The sequence below is a fragment of the Bradyrhizobium sp. USDA 326 genome, from assembly GCF_049739485.1.
GTDB lineage: Bacteria > Pseudomonadota > Alphaproteobacteria > Rhizobiales > Xanthobacteraceae > Bradyrhizobium.
Map to the genome: position 1 here is coordinate 2904739 of NZ_JBMGQA010000001.1, position 15950 is coordinate 2920688.

At 64.0% G+C, this 15950-nt stretch carries 14 protein-coding genes; 8 read left to right on the top strand and 6 right to left on the bottom strand.

The features are described 5' to 3' along the window. The first annotated feature begins 22 nt into the window (after window positions 1–22). From ABIG06_RS13855 to fahA, 5 genes are all read left to right on the top strand, one after another. The gene (locus tag ABIG06_RS13855; RefSeq protein WP_370137128.1) at window positions 23–1636 is read left to right on the top strand and encodes an FAD-dependent oxidoreductase; all 1614 of its coding nucleotides are present in this window, start codon (window positions 23–25) and stop codon (window positions 1634–1636) included. An 8-nt stretch (window positions 1637–1644) separates the two neighbouring features. Beyond that, window positions 1645–1869, top strand: a complete 225-nt coding sequence (locus ABIG06_RS13860; protein WP_124162115.1) for a DUF2783 domain-containing protein — start codon at window positions 1645–1647, stop codon at window positions 1867–1869. 18 nt (window positions 1870–1887) lie between these two features. Then, window positions 1888–2844, top strand: coding sequence for an MBL fold metallo-hydrolase (locus ABIG06_RS13865; RefSeq protein ID WP_124162116.1), 957 nt, complete (start codon window positions 1888–1890; stop codon window positions 2842–2844). A gap of 2 nt (window positions 2845–2846) precedes the next feature. Continuing rightward, window positions 2847–4193, top strand: a complete 1347-nt coding sequence (gene hmgA, locus ABIG06_RS13870; RefSeq protein ID WP_370137131.1) for a homogentisate 1,2-dioxygenase — start codon at window positions 2847–2849, stop codon at window positions 4191–4193. A 109-nt stretch (window positions 4194–4302) separates the two neighbouring features. Further along, complete coding sequence (fahA, locus tag ABIG06_RS13875) at window positions 4303–5574, top strand: fumarylacetoacetase (RefSeq protein ID WP_370137132.1); 1272 nt, start codon at window positions 4303–4305, stop codon at window positions 5572–5574. A 9-nt stretch (window positions 5575–5583) separates the two neighbouring features. Here fahA and ABIG06_RS13880 read toward each other — a convergent pair whose 3' ends face one another. Together ABIG06_RS13880 and ABIG06_RS13885 are read right to left on the bottom strand one after the other, a co-directional pair. Then, a complete protein-coding gene (locus ABIG06_RS13880) occupies window positions 5584–5895 on the bottom strand; it encodes a DUF1272 domain-containing protein (RefSeq protein ID WP_370137134.1) in 312 nt (103 codons plus the stop codon). Window positions 5896–5969: 74 nt separating this feature from the next. After that, complete coding sequence (locus tag ABIG06_RS13885; protein WP_124162120.1) at window positions 5970–6449, bottom strand: Lrp/AsnC family transcriptional regulator; 480 nt, start codon at window positions 6447–6449, stop codon at window positions 5970–5972. A gap of 121 nt (window positions 6450–6570) precedes the next feature. Between ABIG06_RS13885 and hppD the strand changes: the two genes are divergently transcribed. Next, window positions 6571–7689, top strand: coding sequence for a 4-hydroxyphenylpyruvate dioxygenase (hppD, locus tag ABIG06_RS13890; RefSeq protein ID WP_370137136.1), 1119 nt, complete (start codon window positions 6571–6573; stop codon window positions 7687–7689). A gap of 98 nt (window positions 7690–7787) precedes the next feature. Here hppD and ABIG06_RS13895 read toward each other — a convergent pair whose 3' ends face one another. The 4 genes from ABIG06_RS13895 to ABIG06_RS13910 form a co-directional block, all read right to left on the bottom strand. Next, a complete protein-coding gene (locus tag ABIG06_RS13895; protein ID WP_370137137.1) occupies window positions 7788–8894 on the bottom strand; it encodes a CaiB/BaiF CoA transferase family protein in 1107 nt (368 codons plus the stop codon). A 199-nt stretch (window positions 8895–9093) separates the two neighbouring features. Next, complete coding sequence (locus tag ABIG06_RS13900) at window positions 9094–9894, bottom strand: FAD binding domain-containing protein (protein ID WP_370137139.1); 801 nt, start codon at window positions 9892–9894, stop codon at window positions 9094–9096. 13 nt (window positions 9895–9907) lie between these two features. Next, window positions 9908–12250 carry a xanthine dehydrogenase family protein molybdopterin-binding subunit gene (locus ABIG06_RS13905; protein ID WP_124162124.1) on the bottom strand — a complete coding sequence of 781 codons (2343 nt, stop codon included), beginning with the start codon at window positions 12248–12250 and terminating at the stop codon, window positions 9908–9910. A gap of 84 nt (window positions 12251–12334) precedes the next feature. Next, window positions 12335–12820, bottom strand: a complete 486-nt coding sequence (locus tag ABIG06_RS13910; protein ID WP_370137141.1) for a (2Fe-2S)-binding protein — start codon at window positions 12818–12820, stop codon at window positions 12335–12337. Between the two features lie 688 nt (window positions 12821–13508). Here ABIG06_RS13910 and ABIG06_RS13915 point away from each other — a divergent pair. Further along, window positions 13509–13955 (top strand): SRPBCC family protein, encoded by a 447-nt coding sequence (locus ABIG06_RS13915; RefSeq protein ID WP_124162125.1) that lies wholly within the window; start codon window positions 13509–13511, stop codon window positions 13953–13955. A gap of 251 nt (window positions 13956–14206) precedes the next feature. Further along, window positions 14207–15922, top strand: a complete 1716-nt coding sequence (locus tag ABIG06_RS13920) for a PQQ-dependent methanol/ethanol family dehydrogenase (protein ID WP_370137143.1) — start codon at window positions 14207–14209, stop codon at window positions 15920–15922. Window positions 15923–15950: the final 28 nt, after the last annotated feature.

Genomic DNA, 15950 nt, shown 5'->3' on the forward strand with positions numbered 1-15950 from the left:
TGACCAGAGCCGAGGTTAGTGTATGGCGCAGGCCAAGTCCCAGTTCGGCTATCGACGCCACCCCGATCAGGATCGCTCCGGCCAGAGCCCGGCTGAGCACGCGGTCGTGGTCGTCGGTGCGGGCCTGGTCGGGCTGTCGCTCGCGATCGATCTTGCTCAGCGCGGCCAGCGTGTCGTCCTGCTGGACGATGCCGACCGCATCGGCGAGGGCTCGCGCGCGATCTGCTTCTCGAAGCGCTCGCTGGAATATTGGGACCGGCTCGGCGTCGGCGACCGCATGGTCGACAAGGGTGTGGTGTGGAGCGTCGGCCGCATCTTCCACGGCGAATCCCAGCTTTACCAGTTCAACCTGCTGCCGGAGGAGGGCCACAAGCGGCCGGCCTTCATCAATCTCCAGCAATATTACGCCGAGGCCTATCTGGTCGATCGCATCAACGATCTGCCTGAGATAGATCTGCGCTGGCGCAACAAGGTGACGGCGCTCGAGCAGCGCAACGATTCTGTCGCGTTGACGATCGAGACGCCCGAGGGCGCCTATCGGCTGCATGCGCAGTATGTCATCGCCTGCGACGGCGCGCGCTCCTCGCTGCGGCAGATGGTCGGCGCCGAGTTTGCCGGCCAGGTGTTCGAGGACCAGTTCCTGATCGCCGACGTCAAGATGACCGCGGAATTCCCGACCGAGCGCTGGTTCTGGTTCGATCCGCCGTTCCATGCCGGCCGTTCCGCGCTGCTGCACCGGCAGCCCGACGACGTCTGGCGCATCGATCTCCAGCTCAATCGCTATGCCGATCCTGTTCTCGAGAAGAAGCCCGAGAACGTGCGGCCGCGGATCGCGCGCATGCTCGGTCACGACAAGTTCGCGTTCGAGTGGATCTCGCTGTACAAATTCCAGTGCCGGCGGATGGATCGCTTCATCCATGGCCGCGTCATCTTTGCCGGCGATTCCGCGCATCAGGTCTCACCCTTCGGCGCACGCGGCGCCAATTCCGGGCTCGAAGACGCCGAAAACCTGTCCTGGAAGCTCGATCGCGTGCTGCGCGGCACTTCGCCAGCGAGCCTGCTCGAGAGCTATCACATCGAGCGCAGCGCAGCAGCCGACGAGAACATCCGCGAATCCACCCGCTCGACCGACTTCATGGCACCGAACTCGCACCAGGAGGCGCGGCTGCGCAAGGCGGTGCTGTCGCTGGCCAAGGAGACCGAGTTCGGCAAGCGTATGGTCAATGGCGGCCGGCTGTCGGTGCCATGCAGCTATGACACGCCGTTGTCCTCGCTCGACGCGGATACGTGGCACGGTGGACCGTCGCCCGGCTGTTCCATGCTCGACGCCCCCGCTACCACGCCCACCGGCGAGCAGATCTATCTGACGGATGCCTTCCGCCAGGGTGGAACGGACTTCACCTTGCTGTCGTTCAGCAATGGTGCGCCCATCGATGCGCCCGGTGGGGTCAAGGGCATCCGCATCGGCGGTGAGGGCGGGTTTGCCGATCCCTCGGGCTCCATCGCAAAGCGCTACGGCGCCGAACCGGGCGCGGCCTATCTGCTGAGGCCGGATGGTTATGTCGCGGCGCGCTTCCGCCATCCGGCGCGTGCGACGATCGCGGCAGCGCTGGTGCGTGCCGAAGGCTTGTATTGAGGTTTCGCATGCCGCTTTCCACCAGCTCCAACTTCGCACGCCCCGACGACGCCTTCCGCGCCATTGTCGAGGCGCATCGCGGTCTCACCGAGGAGCAGAGCGCCGATCTCGATTCGGCGCTGGTGCTGATCCTCGCCAACCATATCGGCGATATCGACGTGCTGCGCGAGGCGATCGGGCTGGCGAAGCGCCGCATGGTCGACGGTCAGCAGCAACAACAGCAACAGCAATAAACCTGTAAGGACGAATTGATGGCGAAGAACTTCGCATCCACCGGCGATCTCTCCGAGAAGAAGATCACCTTCTCCGAGATCGGTACCGATCTCTATGCTTTCACCGCCGAGGGCGATCCGAACACCGCCGTCATCGTCGGCGACGACGGCTGCCTCGTGTTCGACGCGCAGGCGACGCCCGCGATGGCGAACAAGGTGATCGAGCGCGTGCGTGCCGTCACCGACAAGCCAATCAAGTATGTCGTGCTCTCGCACTATCACGCCGTGCGCGTGCTCGGGGCCTCCGCCTACAAGGCGCAAGGCATCGTCGCTTCGCAGGAGACGCATCGGCTGATCGCGGAGCGCGGCAAGCAGGACTGGGATTCCGAATACGGCCGCTTCCCTCGGTTGTTCCAGGACGCGCAGAGCATTCCCGGCCTGACCTGGCCGACGCTGACCTTTGAAGGCGAGATGACGATCTACCTCGGCAAGCGCGAGGTTCGCCTGATGCAGCTGGGCGCCGGCCATACCTCCGGCGACATCGTCGCCTGGGTGCCGGACGCGGAGGTGATGTTCTCCGGGGACCTCATCGAATATCACTCGGCCTGCTATTGCGGCGATGCGCATTTGCGCGAATGGCCGATGACGCTGAACGAGATCCGCAACTTCAATCCCAAGGCGATCGCGCCGGGCCGGGGCGATGCGCTGAAGGGCACTGCCACGGTGCGCGAGGCCATCGCGATGACGCGCGATTTCGTCACCTCACTCTATGGCGCGGCCGAGATCTCCGTTGCCCGGGGACGTACGCTGAAGGAATCGATGGCGGCCACCCGCGAGGTGATGGATCCCAAATTTTCCAGCTTCGCCATCTACGAGCACTGCCTGCCATTCAACGTGTCGCGCGCCTACGACGAAGCGTCCGGGATCGACGACCCCGTGATCTGGACCGACAAGCGCGATCAGGAAATGTGGGCCGCCCTGCAAGGAGGAGGATAGTCATGAACATCAATACCTCGCCTGACCAGATCATCCGCAGCTCGGCTCAGGTGACGCCGGGCTACATGTCCGGCTTCGGCAACAGCTTTGAGACGGAAGCGCTGCCGGGCGCGCTGCCGATCGGGCGCAACTCGCCGCAGCGCTGCGCCTACGGGCTCTATGCCGAGCAGCTCTCGGGCTCGCCCTTCACGGCGCCGCGCGGCAGCAATGAGCGCTCCTGGCTCTACCGCATCCGTCCCTCGGTGAAGCACTCCGGCCGCTTCGAGAAGGTCGATGCCGGCTTGTGGCGCTCGGCGCCGTGCCATGAATACGACCTGCCGATCGCGCAGCTGCGCTGGGATCCGACGCCGCTCCCCAAGGAGGATGTCACCTTCGTTGAGGGCGTGCAGACCATGACCACGGCCGGCGACGTCAACACGCAGGCTGGCATGGCCGCGCATGTCTACCTCATCACCAAATCGATGGTGGACCAGCATTTCTACAATGCCGACGGCGAGCTGATGTTCGTGCTTCAGCAGGGCAATCTTCGCCTCCTCACCGAGTTCGGCCGCATCGATGCCGAGCCCGGCGAGATCGTGGTGATCCCGCGCGGCGTCAAGTTCCGCGTCGAGATTCCGAATGGCCCGGCGCGCGGCTATCTCTGCGAGAATTACGGCGGCGCCTTCACCCTGCCGGAGCGCGGCCCGATCGGCGCCAATTGTCTCGCCAACGCCCGCGACTTCCTCACGCCGGTCGCAAGCTACGAGGACAAGGACACGCCGACCGAACTGTTGGTGAAGTGGGGCGGCTCGCTGTTCAAGACGACCTTGCCGCATTCGCCGATCGACGTCGTCGCCTGGCACGGCAATTACGCGCCGTATAAGTACGATCTGCGCACCTTCTCTCCCGTCGGCGCGATCGGCTTCGACCATCCCGATCCCTCGATCTTCACGGTGCTGACTTCGCCGTCGGAGACCGCGGGCACCGCGAATATCGACTTCGTGATCTTCCCCGAGCGCTGGATGGTCGCCGAGAACACCTTCCGTCCGCCCTGGTACCACATGAACATCATGAGCGAGTTCATGGGGCTGATCTACGGCGTCTATGACGCCAAGCCACAAGGCTTCGTCCCCGGCGGCATGAGCCTGCACAATTGCATGCTGCCGCACGGTCCGGACCGCGACGCCTTCGAGCACGCCAGCAACGGCGAATTGAAGCCAGTGAAGCTGACCGGCACCATGGCCTTCATGTTCGAGACCCGCTACCCGCAGCGCGTCACCGCGCACGCCGCGAACTCCTCGACGCTGCAGGACGATTACGCGGATTGTTGGAAAGGGTTGGAGAAGCGGTTCGATCCGAGCAGGCCGTAAGTCCTTGTCGCTCGTCATCGCCGGGCTTGACCCGGCGATCCATCCCCTTGAGATGATGGATGCCCGGGTCAAGCCCGGGCATGACGAATTTTTCAATCGGAGAATTCGCGTGCCCCACCCCAACGACCCCAGCCTCCGCTCGTTCATCGAGGTCGATCCTTCTTCCGACTTCCCGATCCAGAACCTGCCTTATGGTGTGTTCTCGACCGCTTCCAATCCGACGCCGCGCGTTGGCGTTGCGATTGGAAGCTATGTGCTTGATCTCTGGGAGCTCGAGCAGGATTCCCGGCTCGACGTCGGCCCGCTCGGCGTGTTCTCCGGCGCCTCGCTCAATCCCTTCATGGCGCTGGGACCGAAGGTCTGGAGCAAGACCCGCGCGCGCATCAGCGAATTGCTGCGTCACGATCATCCGGAGTTGCGCGACAACGAGGAGCTGCGCAGCCGCGCGCTGGTGCCGATGGGCTATGCCAAACTGCATCTGCCCTTCACCGTCTCCGGCTACACCGATTTCTATTCCTCGAAAGAGCACGCCACCAATGTCGGCGTGATGTTCCGCGGCAAGGACAATGCGCTGCAGCCGAACTGGCTGCATATGCCGATCGCCTATAACGGCCGGACCTCCACCGTCGTGGTCTCCGGCACGCAGGTGAAGCGGCCTCGCGGGCAACTGAAGCCACCGAATGTGGATGTACCGAGCTTCGGGCCGTGCAAGCGGCTCGATTTCGAGCTGGAGATGGGTGTCGTGATCGGTCAGCCCTCGCCGATGGGCGGAATGCTCACAGAGCAACAGGCCGAGGAGATGATCTTCGGCTTCGTGCTGCTCAACGACTGGAGTGCGCGCGACATCCAGCAATGGGAATATGTGCCGCTCGGGCCGTTTCTCGCCAAGGCGTTTGCGACCTCGATCAGCCCCTGGGTGGTGACGCGCGAGGCATTGGAGCCGTTCCGGCTGAAGGGGCCGGAGCAGGAGCCGGTGCCGCTCGACTATCTCAAGCAGACGAAGCCGCAGAACTACGATGTCGCGCTGGACGTCTCCTTACGTGCTGCCGGTGCCAATGCACCCGCCAGCATCAGCCGCACCAATTTCAAGTACATGTACTGGTCCTCGGTGCAGCAGCTGATGCACCACGCCTCCAGCGGCTGCGCCATGAATGTCGGGGATCTCCTGGGCAGCGGCACGATCTCTGGGCCGGAGAAGAACCAGCGCGGCAGCTTGCTCGAGATCAGTTGGAACGGCACCGAGCCGGTGGAATTGCCCGGCGGCGCCAAGCGCTCGTTCCTCGAAGACGGCGACAGTCTCGTGATGCGCGGCTGGTGCCAGGGCAGTGGTTATCGTGTCGGCTTCGGCGAGGTCGAGGGGACGATCGTGGCGGCGGAATGACGGGCCAAATCACCGTCTCTCCGGCGGCACGTCGCGCACCCGCGCACAATGCGCCGCGACATCCTCCACACTGTACTTCAGATGCACCCGATTGTCGGACGGCGCCTGCTTCGCTGTGCAAACGCCGGGGCGCCACTCCTGCGTCGGTCTGATCGGGCGCGGGGCAAAACCGCCGCCGCAATTCGGGCAGACGTTGAACAGCTTCGTCTCGACGCAATCCGCACAGAACGTGCATTCATAGGAGCAGATCCGCGCGTCCGTTGCGTTCGGCGGCAGGTCGCGGTCGCAATATTCGCAGTTCGGCCGAAGCTGGAGGGCCATGTCGAATCTCCGCACGTGGAGCTGCGATCATCGCAGATCGCGTAGCCAGCGCGAATGCCATAGTTCCCTCGATTTCAGCCGGCTCTGATTTCCTTGAGCGGCAGCCGTGAGCTTTCCTTGAGCCTGTCGAGCACGATCGAGGAGCGCACATGTGCCACGCTCTGGTGCGGCATCAAGATGTCGTTGACGAGGTTGGAGAGGCCCTTGAGGTCGCGCAGCACGGCCTTCAGCACATAGTCGGCGTCGCCCGTGAGCGAATACGCCTCCTGGATCTCGTCGATCCGGTTCACCAGCGCGCGAAAGCGCTTGGAATTGTCCGGGGAGTGGGTCGCAAGGCCCACCTGGATGAAGGCGATCACGCCGAAGCCGAGCGCCTCGCTGGAGAGGTCGGCATGGTAGCCCGCGATCACCTTCTCCTCCTCCAGCCGCATCCGCCGGCGCGAGCATTGCGAGGCGGAGAGGCCAGCGAGCTCGGCGAGCTCCTGGTTGGTGAGACGGCCGTTGTCCTGGAGTGCACCCAGGATCTTGAGGTCAAAGGCGTCCACAGGAATCATGCGTCAATCGTCCATTTCTTGCACAAGCCGTGCATAGGGTAGCGAAATCACGTCCCGTTTGCACGCCCCTTGCGCACCCTATGAAGGATAGTTCCTCCCGGCAGCAAATTGGGAGAACAGCATGGGTCCGTTTCCGCACGATGCACCGCCGGCCACCATCAGCGCCGACAATCCGATGGGCACCGACGGGTTCGAGTTCGTCGAATACGCGCATCCCAATCCGGAAGAGCTGCACGCGCTGTTCAAGCTGATGGGCTATGCGCCCGTCGCGCGCCACAAGATCAAGAAGACCACGGTCTACCGCCAGGGCGACATCAACTATCTCGTCAACGAGGAGCCCGGCACCCACGGCTACGAGTTCGTTGCCGCCCACGGCCCCTGCGCGCCATCGATGGCGTTCCGAGTCGTCGATGCCAAGGCGGCTTATGACCGCGCGATTTCGCTCGGCGCCGAGCCGGCCGATGTATCATCCGCTCAGAAGACGCTCGACGTGCCCGCCATCAAGGGGATCGGCGGCAGCCTGCTTTATCTCGTCGACCGCTACGGCGCCAAGGGCTCGGCCTATGATGCCGAGTTCGAATGGCTCGGCGCGCGCGATCCCAAGCCGGTCGGCGCCGGCCTGTTCTATCTCGACCATCTCACCCACAACGTTCATCGCGGCCGCATGAACGTCTGGGCCGGCTTCTATGAGAAGCTGTTCAACTTCCGCCAGATCCGCTTCTTCGACATCGAGGGCCGCGCATCCGGCCTGTTCTCGCGCGCGCTGACGAGCCCTGACGGCAAGATCCGGATTCCGATCAACGAGGACGCCGGCGAGTCCGGGCAGATCGAGGAATATCTGCAGACCTATCGCGGCGAAGGCATCCAGCACATCGCCTGCGGCTGCCGCGACATCTACCGCACCATCGAGGGTCTGCGCGAGGCTGGACTGCCCTTCATGCCGTCGCCGCCCGACACCTATTTCGAGAAGATCGATATGCGCCTGCCCAAGCATGGCGAGGACGTCGCGCGGCTCCGGAAGAACGGCATCCTGATCGACGGCGAGGGCGTGGTCGAGGGCGGCCAGACCAAGGTGCTGCTGCAGATCTTCTCGGCCAATGCGATCGGCCCGATCTTCTTCGAGTTCATCCAGCGCAAGGGCGACGACGGCTTCGGCGAGGGCAATTTCAAGGCCCTGTTCGAATCGATCGAGGAGGACCAGATCCGCCGCGGGGTGTTGAAGGTGGATAGCGCGGCCTGACCGTCATTCCGGGGCGCGCGTCAGCGCGAACCCGGAATCTCGATGTGATAATCTCCAGATTCCGGGTTCGCTCGCGACGCGAGCGCCCCGGAATGACGTCAGCCTTTCCACGCCTGCATCACCGCCGCGATCTCCGCCGCTTCCGGCTCGCGCACCGCCGAGGGCGTGCGCGAGAAGCGCGGCGCCGGTGCCGGCTGCTTCACCCCGTGGCGCTCGATGAAGACCTTTCGCGCGACCATGTGCGGATGCTGCGTGGCCTCCGACATGGTCAGCACCGGCGCGAAGCAGATGTCGGTGCCTTCCATGATCTTACACCAGTCCTCGCGCGTCTTGCTCTTGAACACGGCCTTGAGCTTCTCCTTCAGCGCGGGCCAGGCCTTGGGATCCATCTGCGCGTCGAAATCGGCGTCGGTGAGACCGGCGTGCTCGCGCAGCAGCGCATAGAATTGCGGCTCGATCGAGCCGATCGAGACGAAATGGCCGCAAGCGCATTCGTAGACGCCGTAGAAATGCGCGCCGCCGTCGAGGAAGTTCTGGTTGCGCCCTTCGGTCCAGCGTCCCATCGCCGTCATGTCGAAGAAGAAGGACATCAGCGATGCCGCGCCGTCGCACATGGCGGCATCGACCACCTGGCCCTTGCCGGACTTCTGCGCTTCCAGGAGCGCCGCGAGCACGCCGACGACGAGATAGAGCGCACCGCCGCCGAAATCGCCGACCAGGTTGAGCGGCGGCACCGGCGCCTCCTTCGTGCCGATCGCGGCGAGCGCGCCGGTGATGGAGATGTAGTTGATGTCATGGCCGGCGGCGTTGGCGAGCGGACCTTCCTGGCCCCAGCCGGTCATGCGGCCATAGACCAGTTTCGGGTTGCGCGCGAGCACGATTTCGGGCCCGAGCCCGAGCCGCTCCATCACGCCGGGGCGAAAACCCTCGACCAGCGCGTCCGCGCTCGCGAGCAGGTCCAGCACTTGCGCGATCGCCGCCTTGTCCTTGAGGTCGAGCTCGATCACCTTGCGGCCGCGCCCCGCCACCGACTTCATGCTCTTCTTGGCGCCGACGCGGTCGAGCGTGACGACATCGGCGCCCATGTCGGCCAGCATCATGCAGGCGAACGGGCCCGGCCCGATGCCGGCGAACTCGACGATGCGGAAGCCCGAGAGCGGGCCGGAGGTGCGGACGGAGGAGGTGGGGGCTGGTTTGTCGAGCACGTTGTTGTTTCCTCGGGTCGCGGGCGCATGCGCCTGATGTGGCGATCGCCTCTGACGTTTCTTCTGTTGAGCGAGTTAATCGGCCGATTAACTTTTCTCGCCTTCACGTCAGCGAGGCAAGCGGTTTTCATGCCGCATGGCCAAAATAAAACGGCGCGCACCGAAATGCGCGCCGCGGAAAATTTGCGTGGAGACGCTATCAGCGCGCAGCAGCCACCGCGCGCTGCGCCATCACCTTGATCAGATTGGCGCGATATTCCGCCGTGCCGTGGATGTCGGCCAGCAATCCGTTCGCCGAGATGCTGACGCTGTCGATCGCCGATGGCGACCAGTTCGCCTTCAGCGCGGCCTCGATCGCAGGCACCCGCATCACGCCATTCTGGGAGGCGCCGGTCGCCGCGACGCGAACCTCGCCGGATTTGGTTTGCGCGACGAACACCCCGGTCAGCGCGAAGCGCGAGGCGGGATGCCGCATCTTCTCGTAGCCCGCCTTGGCCGGCACCGGGAACGACACGGCGGTGATGATCTCGCCGTCTTCCAGCGCCGTGGTGAACAGGCCCTGGAAGAAATCATCCGCCGCGATCGACCGCTTGTTGGTCTTCACGGTGGCGCCGAGCGCGAGCAGCGCCGCCGGGAAATCCGCAGCCGGATCGTTGTTGGCGATTGAGCCGCCGATCGTGCCGCGATAACGCACCGCGGGGTCGCCGAGCACCGAGGTGAGATAGGCGATCGCGGGGATCGCCTGCTTCACATCGGCATTCGTCATGATGTCGTAATAGGTCGTCGCGGCCTTGATGGTCAGCGTGTCGCCCGACAGATCGACGCCCTGCAGCTCCTTGATCCTGCCGAGGTCGATGACGTCGGATGGACCTGCGAGGCGCTGCTTCATGACCGGCAGCAGCGTTTGACCGCCGGCGAGGAACTTCGACTCGCTGCCCTTGGCGAACAGGCTGGCGGCCTCGTCGACCGAGGAGGCGCGATGATAGGTGGTCTGGTACATCTTCGGTCCTCCCTTAAGCCGCGTGGATGGTGCGCCACACCCGGTCCGGGGTTGCGGGCATTTCCAGGTTGTTCTTGCCGATCGCATCCGTGATCGCGTTGATCACGGCCGCCGATGCCCCGATCGCGCCGGCCTCACCGCAACCCTTGATGCCGAGCGGATTGCCCGGGCACAGCGTCGTGGTGTGAGACAGATTGAATGACGGCACGTCGTCGGCGCGCGGCATGGCGTAATCCATGAACGAGGCCGTGACCGGCTGGCCGTTGGCATCGTAGATCGCATGCTCCAGCAACGCCTGTCCGATGCCCTGCACGAGGCCGCCATGGACCTGGCCTTCGACGATCATCGGGTTGATCAGCCGGCCGAAATCGTCGGCCGCGACGAAGTTGACGAAGGAGGTCTTGCCGGTGCCGGGATCGACCTCAAGCTCACAGATATAGGCGCCGGCCGGGAAGGTGAAGTTGGTCGGGTCGTAGAAGGCGCTCTCCTTCAGGCCCGGCTCCATGCCTTCAGGCAGATTGTGCGCGGTGTAGGCCGCAAGCGCGACCATCGGGAAGGCGATGGCTTTGTCGGTGCCGGTCACCTTGAACTCGCCGTTCTCGATGACGATGTCGGCTTCCGAGGCTTCGAGCGCATGCGCCGCGATCTTCTTGGCCTTGGATTCCATCTTCTCCATGGCCTTCAGGATCGCGGTAAGGCCGACGGCCGCCGAGCGCGAGCCGTAGGTGCCCATGCCGAACTGCACCTTGTCGGTGTCGCCATGGACGATCGAAACCTGGCTGATGGGAACGCCGAGACGGTCTGCCACGAGCTGGCAGAACGTGGTCTCGTGACCCTGGCCGTGGCTGTGTGATCCCGTGAGGATCTCGATGGTCCCGACCGGATTGACGCGCACCTCGGCCGATTCCCACAGGCCGACGCCGGCGCCCAGGCTGCCGACCGCCTTCGACGGCGCGATGCCGCAGGCCTCGATATAGCAGGACACGCCGATGCCGCGCAGCTTGCCGTCGGCCTTCGCCTTGGCCTTGCGGGCGGGGAAGCCGGCATAGTCGATCGCTTTCATCGCCGCATCGAGCGAGGCGTTGAAGTCCCCGGTGTCGTAGGCCATGATGACAGGCGTCTGGTGCGGGAACTGGGTGATGAAATTGGTCCGGCGCAATTGGGCCGGATCGACGTTGAGCTGCCGCGCCGCCGTTTCCATGAGACGTTCGATCAAATAGCTCGCCTCCGGGCGGCCCGCGCCGCGATAGGCGTCGACCGGCGTGGTGTTGGTGTAGACGCCGATCACCTCGGCATGGATCGCGGGGATGTTGTACTGGCCCGACAGCAGCGTCGCGTAGAGATAGGTCGGCACCGAGGACGAGAACAGCGACATATAGGCGCCGAAATTGGCGTAGGTCTTCACCTTGAGGCCGGTGATCTTGTTGTTGGCGTCGAACGCCATCTCGGCATGCGTGATGTGGTCGCGGCCATGCGCGTCGGTGAGGAAGGCCTCGGTGCGGTCGCCGGTCCATTTGACGGGACGGCCGACCTTTTTCGAGGCCCACAGCGCCACCATCTCCTCGGGATAGATGAAGATCTTGGAGCCGAAGCCGCCGCCGACGTCGGGGGCGATCACGCGCAGCTTGTGCTCGGGGGCGATGTTGTAGAACGCCGACAGCACGAGGCGGGCGACGTGCGGGTTCTGCGAGGTCGTGTAGAGCGTGAAGTGCTCTTCCGCTGCGTCGTAATCGGCGATCGCCGCGCGTGGCTCCATCGCGTTGGGGGCGAGACGGTTGTTGGTGACGTCGAGCTTCACCACATTGGCGGCCTTGGCGAAGGCCGCATCGGTGGCGCTCTCGTCGCCGATCACCCAGTCGTAGACCTGGTTGCCCGGAGCCTCGGGATGAAGCTGCGGCGCGCCGGCCTTGATCGCCGCCTGCATGTCGGCGACTGCAGGAAGCTCCTCGTAATCGACGACGACGGCTTCCGCCGCGTCGCGTGCGAGATTCTTGCTTTCGGCGATCACGACGGCAACGGCCTGACCGACGAAGCGCACCGTCTCGGGCGCCATTGCCGGCCATGCGCCCATCTTCATCGGGCTGCCGTCCTTGGAGGTGATGGCCCAGCCGCAAATGAGGTTGCCGACCTTGTCGTCGACGAGCTGCTTGCCGGTGAGCACCGCGACCACGCCCGGCATCTTCAGCGCGGCGGAGGAGTCGATCCCCTTCACCTTGGCGTGCGCGTGCGGGCTGCGGACGAAATAGGCATGGGTCATGCCCGTCAGCTTGATGTCGTCGACGTAACGGCCCTTGCCGGTAATGAAACGCTTGTCTTCCTTGCGCACGACGCGTGCGCCGATGCCTTCAACACCCATGTCTGGTCCTCCCGACCGGAATTTTGTTGACCCGCGCTTTCCCTCGAAAGCGCAGCGGTGGTTTCTTGCTTCGCGACGGCCGCTCTACTCGGCGGCCTGCGCGACCTTCATGCGTCCGGCCGCATCCAGCACGGCTTTCACGATGTTGTGGTAGCCGGTGCAGCGGCAGATATTGCCCTCGAGCTCGGTGCGGACGGTCGCCTCGTCGAGCTGGCCACCATGGCGTTGCACGATGTCGATCGCGGACATGATCATGCCCGGCGTGCAATAGCCGCATTGGAGGCCGTGATTGTCGCGGAAGGCAGCCTGCATCGGGTGCAGCTCGTCGCCCTTGGCGATGCCCTCAATCGTGGTGATGCTGGCGCCATCGGCCTGTCCTGCCAGCATGGTGCAGGATTTCACCGCACGGCCATCCATGTGCACGACGCAGGCGCCGCACTGGCTGGTGTCGCAGCCGACGTGGGTTCCTGTGAGGTTGAGGTGATCGCGCAGGAGCTGGACCAGCAGCGTGCGGTCCTCGACGTCGACAGCAACGGCCTTGCCGTTGACCGTCAGTTTGACTGTAGACACTTGAAGTCCTCCCAAAGTGATTTTGATTGGTTCTAATTAGAGACAGCGCCAACGAAACTTTGCAACTGGGTTTTTGCTGACCGCGGTCATGGAAGGATCATCGTGGTGACGGTCGCTGATGTGCGATTCGGCCACGACCACTCGTGCCGCAGCCATCATGTGCTGCGACATTGCGGGCGATACACATCGCCGCTGAATCTGCGATGGCGTGCTTGGCGGCCACCAGAATAGGCGCGTGACCTGGTCGCGCGTGCCGTGATCATTCTTGCCGCTTGCCCCTGGACTTCGGGCCCGGTCGTGCGTCGTTCCTCCCTCGCATGACTTGCTCGTTGCGCGAATAGGAGCATGCGCCGCCGCCTTTGTAATCGCGATCTTGGTAGTAGGGCGGCACGATTTAAGTCATTGATTTTGCTTATGGCAATGCAGCGAAGTGCCGCTGCCAGATCGCGCCGGCCAGGACAGCCTACTCCGTCATTCCGGGGCCCGAGCGGAGCGAGGGAGCCCGGAATCCATCCGGCCGCAGAATCCGCGGGGAAATGGATTCCGGGTTCGTGCCAGAAGACGCGCCCCGGAATGACGTCGAGTGATGAGAGGTCAGGAAAGCAGCACTAGTACTTCCTGGCGATTGAACGCAGCCGCCTGTCCCCCTAGTCGAGCCCTACAAGCAACGGCAACAAGGGTGGAAGCGATGCAGATGAACGACAGTCAGCGGATCCCGGCGTCCAAGCAAACGGTGTGGGCTGCGCTCAACGATCCCGATATTCTCAGGCGCTGCATTCCCGGCTGCCAATCGCTCGAGATGGCATCGCCGACCGAGATGACGGCGACCGTGGTGCTGAAGGTCGGCCCGGTGAAGGCAACGTTCAGCGGCAAGGTGACGCTGACCGACATCGATGCGCCCAACGGCTATCGCATCGTCGGCGAAGGCGCCGGAGGCGTCGCCGGCTTTGCCAAGGGCGGCGCGAAGGTCAGGCTGGAAGAAGAATCGCCCGACGTCACCATCCTGCACTACGAGGCCGACGCGCAGATCGGCGGCAAGCTGGCGCAGCTCGGCGCGCGGCTGATCGATTCGACGTCACGCAAGCTCGCCGCAAACTTCTTCGACAACTTCGCAAGTTTGGTAGCGCCATCATGATGATCGAAGCGCGATGCCGCCTGAATTCGAGTGCGCATTTCGAGCTGGAAAACAAGGGTAAGACGTAAGTCGGCACAACGAGATGAGCGGCGAAAGCCGCCAATGATTTGCACTACTACCTTCCGCCTATACTAAGCGCGAAAAGGCGATGCTGTAATTCGAACGATAGTTCGCAGGCCAACTGCGCATCACGAGCGCAACGCGCTCAGGCGCCCAACGGGGCGTGCACAACAACATCGCGGAGGAAATACATGACCTTTGGAACGAAAGGCTTCTTGGCCGGCATCTCCATGATGGCGATGCTTGCGGCCGTTGCACCGGGCGTTCACGCCAACGACTCCCTGCTCAAGGCGCAATCGGATTCGAACCAGTGGGCGGTTGCGGGCCACGACTATGCCAACACCCGCTTCAGTCCGCTCAAGCAGATCAACACCGAGAACGCCGGCAAGCTGACGCTCGCTTATTCCTTCTCGCTGGCGTCGCTGCGTTCGAACGAATCCTCCCCGATCGTCGTCGGCAACACGCTGTACGTGTCGAGCTCGTGGGGGCCGAAATACGTCTATGCGCTCGATGCGGCCACCGGCGCGCGGAAATGGACCTGGGAGCCCGATATTCCCGAGGACGTGCTGCAATATGCCTGCTGCGACGTCAACAATCGCGGCGTCTCCTATGCGGACGGCAAGATCTTCGTCGGCCGCCTCGACGGCAAGCTGACCGCACTCGATGCCGCGACCGGCAAGTCGCTGTGGACGGCGAAGGTGGTCGACTACAAGCAGGGTTCGGTCATCACCTCGCCGCCGCTCGTCGTGCGCGACAAGGTCATCACCGGTTTCGGCGGCGGCGAATACGGCGTGCGCGGCGCACTGCACGCGTTCGACATCAACACCGGCAAGCAGGTGTGGCAGACCTACACCGTTCCCTCGCCGGACGAGCCCGGTGGCGACACCTGGAAGGGCGACTCCGCCCAGCATGGCGGCGGTGCGGCCTGGCTGGTCGGCTCCTACGATCCGAAGACCGACACGGTCTATTGGGGCACCAGCAATCCCGGCCCCTGGAACACGGCGGTACGTTCGACCGGCGATGGCAATTTCGGCAAGCTGACCAACCTCTACACCGCCTCGACGCTCGCGCTCGATCCCAACACCGGCAAGATCAAGTGGCATATCCAGACCACGCCGGCCGACGCTTGGGACTATGACGGCGTCAACGAAGCGGTGCTCGCGGATCTGAAGATCGGCGGCAGCACCGTTCCGGCGCTCATGAAGGCCGACCGCAACGGCTTCTTCTTCGTCGCCAATCGTGAGACCGGCAAGGTGTTGTCGGCGGAGAAATACGTCTTCTCCAACTGGGCCAAGAAGTGGGACGTTGCCACGATGCGCGCGGTCGAGGATCCCGACAAGCGTCCCGGGCCGAATCATCCGGCCAAGGACATCTGCCCGAACCTGATCGGCGGCAAGAATTGGCAGCCGATGTCGTTCAATCCGCAGACCGGCCTCGTCTACATCCCGTCCAACAATGTCTGCATGGACTGGTCGGTGAGTGATGTCGCCTACAAGCGCGGTGTGTTCTATCTCGGCGCCGAATTCCCGACCAAGGAAGGCCCCGGCGGCTTCCTCGGCGAACTCGTGGCCTGGGATCCGGTCGCGCAGAAGAAGGTCTGGTCGATCAAGGAAGACCTGCCGTTCAACGGCGGCACGCTGACCACCGGCGGCGGCCTCGTGTTTGCCGGCAACATCCATGGTGACTTCCGCGCCATCGACGCGAAGTCCGGCAAGGTGCTGTGGAGCAAGAATCTCGGCTCCGGCATCGGTGCAGGGCCGGTGACCTACCAGGTCGACGGCAAGCAATATGTCGCCATCGTCGTCGGCCGCACGGCTGCGCTGCCCGCGTTCCTGGGCGAGGTAGGAAAGAAGATGACGGCCGCAGCTCCCGAGGGCGGTTCGCTCTTCGTGTTCTCCGTCCAGTGACCACTCGCGCGCGTATCCCCGAGATGAC